Below are 14,311 nucleotides of genomic sequence, written 5' to 3'. Positions count from 1 at the left end.
TCGTTCGGCCATAGATGTCTCCGGTGCCACAGATCGACCACCAGACAGGTGCTCGGGACGCTCATCGTGGTTCCACGCCTGGTGTTCGAACGATTGGCCGAACGACAAGCACCGCCCCCACACCATTTCCCGGTCTCACCGGCATCCCTAATTCCGCAGTTCGGCGGGATTGGGCGACGCCACCCGTGTGCGGGAAGCAGACCAGTCGGACTGATCGGCTGTCCCCAACGCGCGCCAGCGGCGTTGGCAGAGTGCGGCGAGGTTGGCGGCGGCCAGAATCGCCGCGGCCACTGGGAAGAACGGAGCCGGTCCGATCTCGTCCACCACGAAACCCGCCAGTGCGACCGAGATCGGCAGGACTCCGAAGCTGGCCAGCAGCAACACTCCGCTCGCGCGGCCGAGCAGGGCGGGTGGAATCGATCGCTGGAACGTCGTGATCATCAGGACGTTCGCGAAGCCGTTGCTGAGGCCGACGATCACCATCGCCACACCGAGCGCCCACGTGCTGTTCGGATATGGCGCGACGGCGAGCGTGGCCGCTTGGAGGAGAAACGCACACGACGCGAAGACGGCGGGACGAGGTGGCGAACGAACTTGGCCAGCGACCAGCGTCCCGACCAACGCGCCCGCGGCGATGGCGGCGAGCAGTCCGCCGTAGAAGGTGGCGTTGGTCTGTAACGTGTCTCGCACCAGCGACGGCAACGCCACTTCGCTCAGGCCGCCCAATCCGAGGTTGGCGGCGGCGGTGGCCGCCAGCCCGAACGGCAGAATCGGGATGGCACGTATCAGCGCGCGCAGCCCTACGAAGCTCGGTTCCTCGCGCCTCCCGCGGGTGGTGTGTCGCTGTGCGGAACGAACACCCAGCAGTGACAGCGCCGAGACGACGAAGGTGGCCGCGTCGATCGCGAACGCGGGCGCCGGGCCCAGACAGGCGACCAGGACTCCACCGAGCGCGGGCCCTGTCAGCGCCGCCAATTGGGTACCGCCGGACGCCAATGCGTTGCCGGCTTGCAGATCCTTGTCGGGCAGCAGGGTGGGGACGATGGCGAACGACCCTGGCAGGAAGAATCCCGTTCCCGCGCCGACCAGTGCCGCGATCGGAACGATGATGCCGATTCGCGCCGGTCCGAGGGCTGCCTCGACAGCCAACGCGGCGACGCCGATCGCGCGTACGCCGTCGGCCACCATCATCACCGTCCACGGCTGCCAACGGTCACTGGCCTTACCACCGACGGCCAGCAGAAGTGTGCGCGGAATGCCATACGCGGCAAGGACCACACCAAGAGTGAGGGCCCCGCCGCCCGCACTGAGGACGTACCAGGGCAGGGCCACCGCATAGCACACGTCGCCCACGTTGGAGGCGAGCTGACCGGCTACCAGGAAACGAAAACCCCGGTGCCGTAAAGGTTCGACAGCGCGAATCACCGCTCGTTCTCGCCGTCGTCTCCTGCCGGGACGCTGATCGGGTAGGAGAACACCAGCATCTCGACCGGCAGCGACGCCCCGGGCCGTTGTGCCGGATCGTCGAGGCGTTCGCGGAACCGCGACAGCAGCATCGCAGAGATCTCCTGGTTCAGCTCCGCCAGTTCCGCCGCGGTCAAGTACAGCACGAACTCGTTGTTCTGGGCCGCGTCCTGCCAGCGCTCAGGATAGGTTCGCCTGGTCTCCAGCCATTGCCGGTGCCGGTCGAGTTGACGCTCCCGCACCAGGCGCGTCAACGCGTTCGCCGCGACCTCGCTCGCCGCGTCGCCGGGGGTCGATCCGATGGACATCCCGATCGCGGTCATCCGCCACGGCCGTGCCCGCCCCTTGCCACCACCTGCCTCTTCGACGAATCCGTACTTCGCCAACTGCCGCAGGTGAAACGAGCAGGTCGTCGGTGATTCGCCGATACGGTCGCCGACCTCGGTGGCTGTCATCGCGCCACCCAGGCTCAACGCCTCCAGCAACGCGATGCGCACGGGGTGCGTGAGCGCGCGAAGAGTCCGCACGTCCGTGACCGACCGCAGCTCCACCGCCTCCGGCCCTTCTTCGAGAGACATCTCTCAAGAGTTATCTCTCGACACAGTTCTGTCAAGAGCTCGACCGCTCACCCCCTCCGGGAGCGGGCACCGAAGTGCCCTCGGATTCCGGCCACCATCCTGATGAACAACAACGACTCGCCACTGAGGTCGAAGAAGTCCGGCTCGGCACGCGCTTCGCCGACCCCCAGCAGGTCTCGCCGGATCTTCATGACCTGGTCCAGCGAGCGTCCCAGCGGACCCGGCAGCCGACCGTCCACAAGTGACCCTGAGCGCCTTGCGCGCTGACGAAAGTTTGGTCACGCCAAGATCGTCGCGGGCTCACCGCCGAGATGACGCGCTTGATCGCCGCCAACCCGACCTGGAGCCGGGCTTCGTCTTGCGTTCTACACTTCGGCCGACGTCAACAGGTGTCAGGGACGGGCGGGATGGTGTGGTGGAGCTCCGCGAGATCGAGATCTTCCTGGTTCTGGCCGACGAGTTGCATTTCGGCCGGACAGCGGAGCGGTTGTACCTGTCGTCGTCGCGGATCAGCCAGACAGTGCGCGTGTTGGAGTCACGGGTCGGCGGGGCCTTGTTCGAGCGGACGTCGCGGCAGGTGCGGCTGACGTCGTTGGGTGAGCGGTTGCGGGATCGGCTTCGTCCGGCCTACGAGGAGATCCACCGGGCGTTCGGTGAGGCCAGGGAGACGGCGTCGGGGATCACCGGGACGTTGCGGATCAGCCTGTTGAACTTCGTGGCGGGCGGACCGGTGTTCGCGGAGATCGTTCGGCAGTTCACGACGGCGCACCCGGGGTGTGAGGTCGACGTGTACGAGGCGTTTCCCGGTGAGGCGCTCAACCGGCTCCGACGCGGTGAGCTGGACCTGGTGGCGCACTGGTTGCCGGTTCGGCAACCGGATCTGACGGTAGGGCCGGTTGTGATGCGTGACGACCGCGCGGTCGCGGTCCGCGTTGGACATCCGCTGGCCGAGCGCGGCCATGCCACCGCAGCGGACCTCGAGGCGTTCCAGATGGTCGACGCGACGGACGTGGTTCCCCCGGAGACACTGGAGGTGCTCTATCCCGGACCGGTCGGACGGCACCGCGAGGGGCGGATGGTCGAGGTGCTGTCCCTGGTGGCTCGTGGGGAGATCGTGCACCCCACGGTGGCCACCCTCGGGGACTACTACAGTCATCCCGGGGTCTCGGTGGTTCCGCTTCGCGGCTTTCCCGCGCTGGAGAGCGCGCTGGTGTGGGTGACCGAGCGGGAGTCCGCGGCGGTCCGGGCGTTCGCCGCGATCGCCGCCGAGCTGTCGAACGCGGCTCCGGCGACCGGGTCGCCCCGCTGAAGGACCAGCCAGATCCGGTCCCGCTCGCGGAGCAACGCCGGGTCGGCCAGCGGGTCGCCGTCGACGACGACGAGGTCGGCGAGCTTGCCGGGCTGGACGGTGCCGAGCCGGTCGTCCAGGCCAAGCGCGCGGGCGCCGGTCGCGGTGGCGGCGAGCAGCGCCTCGTGGGTGGTCATGCCGTGTTCGACCAGGCGGGTCAGCTCGACCGCGGCGTCGGAGAACGGCTGCCAGTCGTGGCCGAGCGCGATGGGCACGCCCGCGGCCCGCGCGGCGAGCAGAGTGCGTGACGCCTCAGCCAGATTGTGGCGGGCCAGCCGGATCAGGGGCGCGGTCCACTGTCCGGACGCGACACCGTAGTAGCAGGACAGCGTGGGCACGAGGACCTGGCCTGCCGCAGCCATCCTGTCGAGCAGGTCGGGTCGCTGGTTGAGGTACATGCCGTGCTCGATCGTGTCGGCACCGAACCGGATGGCGAGTTCGGTCCCGGCCAAACCCTCGGCGTGCGCGGCCACCCGGAAACCGAGCCGGTGTGCCTCGTCGACCAACGCGGCGACCTCGGGGCCAGTCAGCTGAGCGGGATGGGGATCCTCCAGTTCGACCGAACGGGCACCGGTGGACATCACCTTGATGAAGTCCGCACCGCGGCGCACTTGTTCGCGGACTGCCTTGCGCACCTCGTCCGGCCCGTCCGCCTCGCGGTACATGCCGTCGAAGAAACGTCCGCCGGGCGCTGTCGCCGACACGATTCGGCCACAGGTCAGCAGGCGCGGCCCGCGGAAAGCCCCGTATCGCACGGCTTGACGGACGGTGACCACGTCGTCGCCGTACGAGCCGACGTCCCGCAGGGTCGTGAAACCCATCCGCAGGGCTTTCCGCAAGTCGGCGGCCACGAAGTGCGCTGCCGTCCCCGGCCAGAGCGGTTCTGCGCCGTCATCGGGCGTCGGCGGGGTGGCGAAGACGTGCGCGTGCGCGTCGATCAGTCCCGGCAGGACAGTGCGTCCGGCCAGGTCGATCACTTCCGCGTCGTCGGGCACGGCACCGGCGCGGTCCTCCGCGGCGATCAACCCGTCCTCGATCAGAATCGCCCGGCCGTCACGGGCGGCGGCCCCGGTCGCGTCGAACACCCGGGCGTTGGTCAACCACATGCTCTGCACCCGTCCAGCCTGAACGACCCGCCCCAACCCGAACAACAACCGTTGGCTCACCCCATCGTTGAGCCACGCTTACCGATGCGGTGAGCGCGGCGCCGTTGTTCCCACCAGGAACTCCTGCCGAAGATGGAGCGAGCAACGACACGGCTTCCACGGGAGAGGAAAGAAATCATGACCAACCGGCAGCGGGCACGCATCGACGCGGTGCGAACCGTCGGCATCCCGGTCAGCGATCAGGACCGGGCGCTGGAGTTCTACGTCGGCGTCCTCGGCTTCGAGAAGCTGATGGACGCACCGATCGGGCAGTTCGGTGGCCGCTGGATCGACCTGCGTCCGCCGAGGTCCACCGTGACCGTCGCGTTGACCCCGGCCCGTGAGGCGCAGTTCGCGGGCGTGGACACCGGGATCCGCTTCACGACCGAGGACGCGTCGGCGTTGCACGCCCAACTGTCGAATGACGGTGTGGACGTCGACGAACTGCTGCGCTGGCCAGGAGTGCCGCCCATGTTCGACTTCCGCGATCCGGACGGCAATGTCCTGTACGTCAGCGAAAGCCCCGCGCCCACCAATCCCGCCACCGATGAGGAGGAGACCCGATGACGACGGCGACCCAGCGCGGAGGCGCACGCACGTTCGTCGGTGGTGGCCGCGTGCTGGTTGCCGCCGTGTCCACCATCCTGGCGAGCACGCTCTACTACATGATCTTCGGGGAGGTGTACCAGCAATTACGCGGCGGCGTGAACGCGACCCCGGATCCATGGGCGATCGCTGTCCAGTTAGGACGCAACTTCCTCGTCGCGGCCGTCCTGGCGACACTGCTGCACCGGCTCGCGATCACCACCCGGAGGTCAGCGCTGGGCGTGGCAGCGTTGGTATGGCTCGGGTTCCAGGCCATGGCCGTGCTCGGGTCGGTGATCCACGAGCAATACCCGTGGGGGCTGTACGTCCTGCACATCGGCGACGCACTGCTGACCACCCTGGTGATGACCCTCATCCTGCAGAAAGGAAAGGGTGACCACCACGCTTGAAGCGAGTGGGACAGCCTCACCCCAGCACTGTGCCCGAGTTCTGCGCGCCGTGGGGGCGTTTGCGGGAGAACGCCGAAAGGTCTATCTCCAGGCCGGTGTGCTCGCCGACGAATCGCACCGGACGTACGTCGTGGTCCACTCCGTTCTCCGTCTGGTCGATGATCGCGGCGAGGAACTTGCCGACGACGGGCGCGTTCTTGAACTGGTTGCCGCTCGTCCCCATGGCGACGTAGAACCCGCCCAGCTCCGTGCGGTCGTAGATCGGCGTCCAGTCGTCGGCGACGTCGTAGACTCCCACGACCCCGCGAGCCCGATTGGGTATCTCCAACGCCGGTAGCCGCCGCGCAGCTCTCGTCACCTGGGCTTCGAACACCGCCATCGTCGGGTGCTGGGCGACGGCATCCGGGTCGTCCACCCACTGCATCGGGTCGCATTTCGGTTCCGTACCACCGACCAGCAGTCCCCCGCCGACCTCACCGCGCAGGTACGTTCCCAGGTCCATGTCCGCGACGCAGGGCCAGACGCGGGCACTGGCGGGAGCCGCGACGTGTGCGACCTCCTGCCGTAGCGGCCTGCATCCCACGGCGAAGTCGGATCCGACCGAGGCCAGCTCGTTGATGCGCGTCGACCACGGGCCCGCCGCGTTGACCACTACGGCGCAGGGGATCCTGCTCCCATCAGCGAGTGTCACCGCGGTGACCCGGCCATTGGCCCGCTCGACGCCATGCACCGACGCGTGGAACCGGAACTCGGCGCCGTGTGCCCGCGCGGCGGCGGCCAGGTTCTGCGCCGCCAGTTGCGGATCGTTCACGTACCCCGCGTCAGGTGTGTACACGGCACCCAGCTTGGTCTCGGCCTCGACCCAGAACTCCTCGTCGTCGAGGCGTTTCGGTGGCCAGTACCTGCCGACGTCGATACCGGGGATCCGCTCGGACAGGTCCACACTCGACCACACCTCGAAGGGGACACCCACGGTCTCGAACAACGGCAGGTACACCGACCGGGGAGCGACGTCCACGTCCAGCATCGCCATCCCGCACCGCACGTACCGAGCCAACGGCCCGACATCGCGGCCGAGGTGCTCCGCCCACGACCGCCAGCCGAAGTGCGCCTCCCAGGCGGTGGCGACGCCCGCGGCGGTGGAGAAGTTGAACCGCACCACCGCGCTGGACGCACTCGTGGAGCCGTGGCCCGCTCCGCCCGCCTTGTCGACCACCGTCACCCGCCAGCCACCGCGAGCGAGTTCCAGTGCGATCGACGCACCGATCACTCCCGACCCGATCACCACGACATCCGTGGCCATAGACCTCTCCCTCGCTCAGCGCGCGTCACACGAACCACGCACGATGGCCCTCCGCGGTTGAGCCTCGGCGTTCGCGCTTACAGCGCGCGGCAGGTCCTGAGGTAGCTGAGGAACGAGGCCTGCAGACCGGTCACGTGTGTTTCGCGCAGGATCGCGCTGGTGACGGCCTCACCGCGGGAGATGAGGTGGTGCAGGACGGTGGCCGCGTTCTTCGTGATGTTCTGGTAGATGGCCAGGTCTCCCAGCAGCTCTCGCTCGTTGAGGGTCACGTGGAGCCTGGTGGTGTGCTGCCTGTCGCCCAACGCTTGGAGCTGGGCGAAGACCTGGCTGTCCGCACCGGCGACGCCGGGGCTGCCCGCTCCGATGCTGTCGAAGAGCGTGGTGCCGGTGAGCCAGGTGTAGAGACTGAACAGCCCGCCGTAGGAGTAGCCGAAAAGGCCGTGGCCGCTCGTGGCTGTGCCGTAGTCGCGTTCGATCCGCGGGTGCAGTTCCGCGGTGAGGAACCTCAGGAACGCGTCGGCGTGGGTGTCGCGTAGTTCGGCGAGGTAGGCGTCGGCTTCTTCGCGTGTCATCGTGCCTGCTCGCAGTCCCACCTCCACGGCGTCGACGAGCTCCTTGGCGATGGGCTCACCGGGTGGCACGAGGTCTCTGTTGCGCAGTCGTGCCCAGTGTTGGGCTTCCTCGCCCGCATAGCCGACGCTGACTTGGATGTAGGGCTGGATCTTCTGCATGGGATCCAGCTGGGTGACGATGAGCGGGGCCGTCATGCCCACGGTCCAGTTGCCGTCGAGCACGTACACGGCCGGCGCCTGTGTCGTGGCAGGGTCGTAGTTCGGTGGCGTGGTGACCCAGACGCCGTAGTCACGCCCTGAGCTGGAACGCATCTCGAAGTAGTCGGTGTCGGCGAGGCAGCCGTGCCACATGGTGCTCATCGCAGGTCCTTCACAACGCGTCCGGCCTGGACGACGACAACGGCGTTGGCGGGGTCGGCGAACAGCTCCGGATCTTCGAGCGGGTTGCCGTTCCAGAGCACGAGGTCTGCCCGCATGCCGGTCGCGATGACCCCGACATCACCGGACAGGCCGAGGATCTCGGCGTTGGTCTTCGTGGCCGCCACGAGCGCGTCCATCGGCGTCTCGAGTGCCGCGCGCAACGTGAGCTCCCCGCCTCGGCGGTCCTGAGCCGGACCGATGAGATCGGAACCCAGCCCGATCCGCACCCCGGCTTCCTTGGCGACAGCAAGCGCCTCGGTCATCCGTTCACGAACTCCCATCCCGCGATCGCGGGTCGACTCGTCGAGGCCGGCTCCGGCGGTGTCGTGCAGCAGTTGCTCGACGACAGCGAACGTGGGCACAAGGGCAACCTCACGACTGGCCATCAGGGCGGCCGTGGACTCATCGAGGTCGGTGCCGTGCTCGACACAGCGCACCCCGGCCTCCACCGCGTTCCGGATGCCGTCGTTGTTGTGGGCGTGAACCGTCACATAGGTGCCGCGCGCCGCGGCTTCCTGGACAGCGACGGCGATCTCTTCCACGGTGAACTGGGTGTCGGTCAGCCGGTCGTGAGCGCCGACCACTCCGCCGGTCACACAGAGCTTCAGGAAGGTGGCTCCGCGACGGAACGCCTCGCGCACGTTGCCTCGCAACTCGTCGGCGTTGCCCGACATCATGGACAGAGCGCACAGACCCGGCACGTGATGGCGGTTCCACAACTCGGTGGGCTCCCACTCGGCTCCGTAGTAACCGTGCCCACCGGTCTGGCACTGCACCGGTCCGCACGACAGCACGCGCGGTCCCCTGACCTTGCCCTTCGCGATCGTGGTGACGACGCCGCCGTCGATGCCGCCGGTGTCCCGGACGGTCGTGAAGCCCGCGTCGAGCGTCGCGCCCGCCGCGGCGAAGATGTCGGCCGCGATCTCGGCGGCACTGATCCGGAACGAGAACTGCGGCTGGATCGGGCTCGACAAGCCCAGGTGGACGTGGGCGTCGATCAGGCCGGGCGTCATCGTCAGCCCGCCTGCGTCCAGGCGCTCGCCGTGCGCTTCGGCGGCACCGAGCTGGGTGATACGCCCGTCTTCGACGGTGACGCTGACGTCGACGGGGTCGCGACCCGTCCCGTCGGCTACCGCCGCGCCGACTACCTGAAAACGTCCCACGAGTCGTTCCCTCCGCCGTTGGAAGCTGACTGCGACCATGGGGTGAGCACCAGGGCGCCGCCGACCTTTCTTTTCCAATGGATAAACTGTGGGAGTGATCTTGTCAAGCACGGAACGCAAGGGCGACGCGCGCGAGCGTCTCCTGGCCCGGCTTCTCGACGCCTTCGACGAGGCCCCTCCCGCACCGGAGGTGTCGCTCCGCGAGATCGCCGCCCGGACCGAGACCAGCCACGCCCTCCTGCGCTACCACTTCGGGTCGCTGCCGGGCGTCCTGGCGGCCATGCTCAAGGCACAGCGAGCTCGGGACAACGCGGCGCTTTTCGAGGCCGCCCAACAGGGCACCTTCGACGACCTCGTCGTGGCGATCTGGCGGACCTACACCCGCCCGGAGCAGCTGTCGCGGATCCGCAGCTTCTTCCACGTCGTCGGACTGGCCGCGTACCGGCCGGAGGACTTCCGCGAGTTCATCGACTCGCTCGACGACCTGACCAGGATGCTGGCCTCGCTCGCGGAACGCGAAGGGCGCGACGCCCGGGAAGCACTGACCGTGGCCACCGTCACCGTTGCCGCGATTCGCGGCCTGCTCTTACAGGAAGTGCTGACTCCGGCGGTCCACTCGGAGGACGCGGTCACCCTGATCCTGCGGATGAGCCAGGGCCGATCCGGTCCACGGACTCATCCGGGGACCTGAGCGGAGAGCCACCTTCCGGTCCATCCAGCGGACTGCTTGCCGCGTTGAGGTGCAGGAGCATGTGCAACTCCAGCGCACGCTGCGGGGACCGCCAGCCCTCGCCCAGCAGGCTGTCGGCTACGGCCAGTCGCTGGTAGAGCGTGTTGACGTGGATCGCCAGCGCGGCGGCTGCCGGGCGAACGCGGCGACCGTGATCGAGGAACACCCGCAGGGTCTCCACCAGCGGCACACCCCGGCGTCGTTCCTCGGCGAGCACCGGGCCCAGCACGTGCTCGAACGCCTCCGCCAGATCGCGGCGACCGGCGTGGTCGAGCAGAATCCGGTACAGCCCGAGTTGGTCGGCGGTCGCGGCTTCTCCCGTGCGCCCCAAGGCTTCCAGGGCACGCAGCGTCTGCCGGGCCGCGTGGAAGCACCGCCGCAGTTCCGCCTGCCCGCGCGCGGGGCCCGCGATGCCCGCAGTCCTTGCGTCGCGCGGCCAGTCCCGGCGGATGTCGTCGGGGTCGGCTGTGGTCACGACAAGCAGCCGACCGCCGTGCTCGGCCGTGAGCACGCCGGGCAATCGCGGGAGCGGCGTCCGTCCGGAGGCCACCACGAGCACCGAGTACCGCGCCGACGGGTCCAGCCCCGCTTGCCGCAAGTTCGGTCGCTCCGACGTCGTGGTGAGCAGATCGACCAGCAGTGCCGCGCGGGTACGCTGCGACGCTTCGGCCGCGGCCTGCTCAGCGAGAAGCGCCAGTGCGAGTGCCGGGGCGGCGCGGTCCAGCAGCAGCCGGTCCTCGTCGACGGGCTCACCGTCGAGCACCAGCACACCGAAGCGTCGCTCTCCGGCCACGACGGGCTGCGTCCCAGCCGGGTTGTCGTCCCCAGTACCCGGCTGTTCCGCCACGAAGCGGACCTGCCCGCGCGCCATCGAGCTGATCTCGGCCAGCAACTCCTCGACGCCGCCGCCGGTGAGCACCACGCGCGTCAACCGCTGGTCCCAGAGCAGCGTCCGCTCCAGCTCGTCGGTGCGCCGCGCGAGCTGGTCGTTGGCGGCGTTGAGGCGACTGAGGGCGTTGGCGTTCTCGATGGCGATCGCCGCGTGCGCGGCCAGCGCCGACGCCAACGTCACCTCGTGCTCAGTGAAGTCCCGTGCCTGGCGCTTGCCCACGAACAGGGCGCCGAGCACGCGGCCGCGCAGGCGCAACGGGACTCCAAGCAGGCCGCGCATGTTCTCAGCGCGTGCTGCCATGTCGGCGGTGTCGTCGTGGCGGAAACGCCGCTCCGCCTGGTAGTCGGCCGTCCAGCGGGGCGCGGCGTGCTCGATCACCTCACCGGCCAGCCCCACCGACAACGGGATCGCCACCCCGACCAGTTCTGGTGTGAGCGCACCGCTGGCGACCTTGAGTCGCAGATGCCCGTCCTCGACGAGACCGAGGTAGGCCAGGTCCGCGCCGAGCAGTCGGCGTGCCTGGTCGACGATCTCCGGCAGCAGATCGCCGGGTTCGTGGCGGGTGGCCAGCCGGATCGCGATGTCGTTGAGCGCGGCCAACTCGGCCGCTCGCCGCGCCTGCTGCCGCAGCGTCATCGTCAGCCGCAACGCTTGCGCGGTCTCCCGGTCGGCCGCCGCGGCGTCCCGCGACCGCACCAGTTCGCTGCCGTACCGCTGGAGCTCGTCCGGGGCGGCGTCGCGCAGCAGCAAGTCCAGCCATGACTCCGTCACCAGTAGACACTCCATCCATTGGTTGTCGTCAACGGTAGCTGGTCCGCACATTGAGCGACGGGCGTGACGCGGATAACGTCGCCGTCATGCGAGACGACGCGTGGCGGCGTGAGCTGATCGAGGACCTGGGCCGGGGCCTGCCGGACGGCCGGGTGATCACCGATCCCGCCGTGGTGTCCGGCTACGTCCACGACGAGGCCGAATGGGCGCCGCACGGCACACCGGCGGCCGTGGTACGACCGCGTACGGCCGAAGAGGTGCGGCACGTCGTCCAGGTCTGCCTACGGCTCGGCGCCCCAGTCGTCCCACGGGGTGCGGGCACCGGGCTGTCCGGCGGCGCGAACGCGATCGAGTACAGCGTGGTCGTCTCGACCGAGGCGATGACCACGATCAAGGAGATCAACAGGCGGGAACGGCTGGCCGTGGTCGAGCCCGGCGTGGTCAACGACCACCTGCGCGCGGCCTGCGCCGAGCACGACCTCTGGTACCCGCCGGACCCCGCGAGCGCGCCGTGGTCGACCATCGGCGGCAACGTCGCCACCAACGCGGGCGGACTGTGCTGCGTCAAGTACGGCGTCACCCGTGACTACGTCCTTGGCCTGGAGTTCGTGACCGGGACCGGCGAACTCGTCCGCGTCGGCCGTCGCACCGCCAAAGGCGTCGCGGGCTACGACCTCGCCGGGCTCATGGTCGGCTCCGAGGGCACGCTCGGCGTCATCACCGAGGTCACCGTGCGGCTGCGCCCGGCTCGCGAACCCGAACACACCGTCGTGGGTTACTTCTCCTCGACCGTCGACGCCGGGTACGCGGTCGCCGCCGTCGCCGAAGCCGGGCTGGAGCCCTCGGCGCTGGAACTGATCGACCGGCACTGCCTTGCCGCCGTCGACGAGTGGAAGCACATGGGCCTGTCGGCCGAGGCCGACGTGGTGTTGCTTGGCCGAACCGACAGCCCCGGCCCGGCGGGCGAACGAGAAGCCGACGCGATGCTGGCCTGTTTCGAGAAGGCGGGTGCGACGTTCGCGGCTCGCTCGACCGACCAGCAGGAGGCCGACGCGCTGTTCGACGCGCGACGCCTGGCCTACCCCGCGCTCGAACGGCTCGGGCCAGTGCTGACCGAAGACGTCTGCGTGCCCAAGGGCGCGGTCCCCGAGATGCTCGCGCGGATCGAGGAAGCCGCCGTGCGGCACGACACGCTGATCGCCAACATCGCGCACGCCGGCGACGGCAACCTCCACCCGCTGCTGATCACCCACCCCGGCGACGACGACGCGAGGAAGCGGGCACAGGCGGCGTTCGACGACATCATCGCGGCGGCGTTGGAGTTGGGCGGCACGGTGACCGGCGAGCACGGAGTCGGTCTGCTCAAACGGGACGGGTTGGCCGCCGAGGCCGGGTCCGCCGTGCTGGCACTCGGCCGTGCGGTCAAGAACGCGTTGGACCCGCACGGGATCTTCAATCCCGGCAAGGTGATTGCGACCGAGCGGGAAAGGGCGTGACAACGGCGCCAGCCGTCCTCAGTGGACAGTTTGCGGACAGGACACCAGGCTACGGGCTGGGACCGCGCCCCGTGGATCAGCGCGCGGTCCTAAGAGTTCCAAACAAGTTGATTACTTGTGGTGCCTGAAGGTTCATGATCGTTGATCATGAACGAGCGCGGAAAGGTGAGCAGCCGCCATGGATCGTCCCGGACGACCTGGGGAAACGAATCGAGCCACTGGTGCCCCGCTGGGAATACACGTTGTCCCGGCCAGGCCCAAGCGGCTGACCCTAAACCAACACACAACGGGCTGGTAGGTAACCAACACAGTGCACCCAGCGCCGGAAACCGAACCCCTGGCCGGAAACCGCACTCCAACGCAACCAACGACGCTAAAGCAATCAGACATCATCCGTGAAAACCAGCCCCAGCGACAAGCAGGCCACAAGGAGGCAGACCGTAACTCAACCGTGGCCAACGCTGGAAAATAGCACTGTTTCCGATAAACTGGACTTATGCCCGAACAGCTCGCTGTTCCATTCCGCCCGGTAGGTCAACCACCACACATTCCACTCGCCGAGATGACACGGGATCAAGTTCTCGACTATGTGGTGGACCGTCACCGGCAACGTAACCAGATCGACGGCGACATCATGCAAGCATATGCCCGGTTCGCGGAACTAACCCCGCCACAACGCAGCGGAATCACCATCGGAGACGGCGCGGCGGAAGAGATCGCGTTGGAATTGTCTCTCAGCCCGAACACCACCGCCAAACACCTGCATGAGGCCCAGGAGTTGGTGACTCGCCTGCCGGGGACGGTGTCGGCGCTGACGGCGGGCGAGATCGATGTCATGCGGGCCAAGGCCGTGCGGGAGTACACCGCCGAGTTGGACGACGACCAGGCCGCACAGGTGGAGAAGCGGGTGTTGGCGGGCGGGAGGCAAGAGAACCTGACCCGGTTCAAACACGTCCTGCGGCGGGAAGTGATCCGGGCGGATCCACAGGGTGCCGAACAGCGGCGGTTGGCGGTGAAAGCGCAGCGGGATGTCACCCGGTGGCACCGGGCCGATGGCACTTCGAGTCTTACTGTCCACTTGCAGCCACACGAGGCGGAGTTGGCGTATCAGCACATCAACCTGCTCGCCGGACACGCCACAGGCTCAGGCCGGAACCTCGCGAAGGCGCGGGCGGATGTGTTCATGGACTTGATCAGCGGCAAACAGAGTGACCGGCCGTCGGTGAGTGTGAACGTGGTCGTGCCGATGACCACGTTGATGGGATTGAACCAGGAACCCGGAGAAATCAGCGGGATCGGTCCGATCACCGCTGAGTACGCGCGAGAACTGGCCCAGAACGCCACCTGGCGACGGGTGATCACCGACCCCACCGGGCAGGTGCTGGAAGTGTCTCGGCGACGGTTCGCCTCACCCGGGTTGACCCGGTTCGTCCA

General features: G+C 68.4%; 13 protein-coding genes and 1 pseudogene. 6 read left to right on the top strand and 8 right to left on the bottom strand.

Annotation, left to right across the window (positions count from 1 at the left end):
- Positions 1-147: 147 nt before the first annotated feature.
- The 3 genes from ALI144C_RS04330 to ALI144C_RS04320 are packed head-to-tail and all read right to left on the bottom strand — an operon-like array spanning position 148 to position 2,233.
- Positions 148-1,425 carry an MFS transporter gene (locus tag ALI144C_RS04330; protein ID WP_076985695.1) on the bottom strand — a complete coding sequence of 426 codons (1,278 nt, stop codon included), beginning with the start codon at positions 1,423-1,425 and terminating at the stop codon, positions 148-150.
- A complete protein-coding gene (locus tag ALI144C_RS04325; protein WP_076985694.1) occupies positions 1,422-2,042 on the bottom strand; it encodes a helix-turn-helix domain-containing protein in 621 nt (206 codons plus the stop codon). Before ALI144C_RS04325 ends, ALI144C_RS04330 begins: the two co-directional genes overlap by 4 nt.
- A 47-nt stretch (positions 2,043-2,089) precedes the next feature.
- On the bottom strand, positions 2,090-2,233 hold the full coding sequence (locus tag ALI144C_RS04320; RefSeq protein WP_143230398.1) for an acyl carrier protein: 144 nt from the start codon (positions 2,231-2,233) through the stop codon (positions 2,090-2,092).
- A 224-nt stretch (positions 2,234-2,457) separates the two neighbouring features.
- On the opposite strand from ALI144C_RS04320, the gene ALI144C_RS04315 reads away from it, so the two are divergent.
- Positions 2,458-3,351: a LysR family transcriptional regulator gene (locus tag ALI144C_RS04315; protein ID WP_168211165.1), complete on the top strand. Its 894-nt coding sequence runs from the start codon at positions 2,458-2,460 to the stop codon at positions 3,349-3,351.
- Between the two features lie 32 nt (positions 3,352-3,383).
- Here the strand turns inward: ALI144C_RS04315 and ALI144C_RS57220 are convergent.
- A pseudogene (locus ALI144C_RS57220) lies at positions 3,384-4,496 on the bottom strand (amidohydrolase family protein); the annotation flags it as partial.
- A 177-nt stretch (positions 4,497-4,673) separates the two neighbouring features.
- Between ALI144C_RS57220 and ALI144C_RS04305 the strand changes: the two are divergent.
- Entirely contained in the window at positions 4,674-5,102 is a 429-nt protein-coding gene (locus ALI144C_RS04305; RefSeq protein WP_076985691.1) for a VOC family protein, read from the top strand.
- Positions 5,099-5,530, top strand: coding sequence for a DUF1761 domain-containing protein (locus ALI144C_RS04300; protein WP_076985690.1), 432 nt, complete (start codon positions 5,099-5,101; stop codon positions 5,528-5,530). The genes ALI144C_RS04305 and ALI144C_RS04300 overlap by 4 nt, the downstream gene beginning before the upstream one ends.
- 16 nt (positions 5,531-5,546) lie before the next feature.
- On the opposite strand, the gene ALI144C_RS04295 is transcribed toward ALI144C_RS04300, so the two are convergent.
- The 3 genes from ALI144C_RS04295 to ALI144C_RS04285 form a co-directional block, all read right to left on the bottom strand.
- Positions 5,547-6,833 (bottom strand): NAD(P)/FAD-dependent oxidoreductase, encoded by a 1,287-nt coding sequence (locus ALI144C_RS04295; RefSeq protein ID WP_076985689.1) that lies wholly within the window; start codon positions 6,831-6,833, stop codon positions 5,547-5,549.
- A 77-nt stretch (positions 6,834-6,910) separates the two neighbouring features.
- Positions 6,911-7,765 (bottom strand): alpha/beta hydrolase, encoded by an 855-nt coding sequence (locus tag ALI144C_RS04290; protein ID WP_076985688.1) that lies wholly within the window; start codon positions 7,763-7,765, stop codon positions 6,911-6,913.
- Entirely contained in the window at positions 7,762-8,988 is a 1,227-nt protein-coding gene (locus ALI144C_RS04285) for a metal-dependent hydrolase family protein (protein ID WP_076985762.1), read from the bottom strand. Before ALI144C_RS04285 ends, ALI144C_RS04290 begins: the two co-directional genes overlap by 4 nt.
- Positions 8,989-9,082: 94 nt before the next feature.
- Between ALI144C_RS04285 and ALI144C_RS04280 the strand changes: the two genes are divergently transcribed.
- The gene (locus ALI144C_RS04280) at positions 9,083-9,679 is read left to right on the top strand and encodes a TetR/AcrR family transcriptional regulator (RefSeq protein ID WP_076985763.1); all 597 of its coding nucleotides are present in this window, start codon (positions 9,083-9,085) and stop codon (positions 9,677-9,679) included.
- Here the strand turns inward: ALI144C_RS04280 and ALI144C_RS04275 are convergent.
- Positions 9,618-11,381 (bottom strand): helix-turn-helix domain-containing protein, encoded by a 1,764-nt coding sequence (locus tag ALI144C_RS04275; RefSeq protein WP_076985687.1) that lies wholly within the window; start codon positions 11,379-11,381, stop codon positions 9,618-9,620. The two genes, ALI144C_RS04280 and ALI144C_RS04275, sit on opposite strands and share 62 nt — an antisense overlap.
- A gap of 86 nt (positions 11,382-11,467) precedes the next feature.
- Between ALI144C_RS04275 and ALI144C_RS04270 the strand changes: the two genes are divergently transcribed.
- Both ALI144C_RS04270 and ALI144C_RS04265 read left to right on the top strand, forming a co-directional pair.
- Positions 11,468-12,877 carry an FAD-binding oxidoreductase gene (locus ALI144C_RS04270; RefSeq protein WP_076985686.1) on the top strand — a complete coding sequence of 470 codons (1,410 nt, stop codon included), beginning with the start codon at positions 11,468-11,470 and terminating at the stop codon, positions 12,875-12,877.
- Between the two features lie 562 nt (positions 12,878-13,439).
- A partial coding sequence (locus ALI144C_RS04265) for a DUF222 domain-containing protein (protein WP_168211164.1) occupies positions 13,440-14,311 on the top strand: 872 nt, incomplete at its 3' end.

The sequence above is a fragment of the Actinosynnema sp. ALI-1.44 genome, assembly GCF_001984155.1.
Taxonomy (GTDB): domain Bacteria; phylum Actinomycetota; class Actinomycetes; order Mycobacteriales; family Pseudonocardiaceae; genus Kibdelosporangium.
Note: the sequence above shows the minus strand (reverse complement) of the source record. Positions and strands in the feature narration are given on the sequence as shown.

Excerpts from the sequence above, each read along its gene's own strand:
- ALI144C_RS04295 (WP_076985689.1), bottom strand. The coding sequence starts at position 6,833 with ATGGCCACGGATGTCGTGGTGATCGGGTCGGGAGTGATCGGTGCGTCG.
- ALI144C_RS04290 (WP_076985688.1), bottom strand. The coding sequence starts at position 7,765 with ATGAGCACCATGTGGCACGGCTGCCTCGCCGACACCGACTACTTCGAG.
- ALI144C_RS04325 (WP_076985694.1), bottom strand. The coding sequence starts at position 2,042 with ATGTCTCTCGAAGAAGGGCCGGAGGCGGTGGAGCTGCGGTCGGTCACG.
- ALI144C_RS04320 (WP_143230398.1), bottom strand. The coding sequence starts at position 2,233 with ATGAAGATCCGGCGAGACCTGCTGGGGGTCGGCGAAGCGCGTGCCGAG.
- ALI144C_RS04300 (WP_076985690.1), top strand. The coding sequence starts at position 5,099 with ATGACGACGGCGACCCAGCGCGGAGGCGCACGCACGTTCGTCGGTGGT.
- ALI144C_RS04270 (WP_076985686.1), top strand. The coding sequence starts at position 11,468 with ATGCGAGACGACGCGTGGCGGCGTGAGCTGATCGAGGACCTGGGCCGG.
- ALI144C_RS04305 (WP_076985691.1), top strand. The coding sequence starts at position 4,674 with ATGACCAACCGGCAGCGGGCACGCATCGACGCGGTGCGAACCGTCGGC.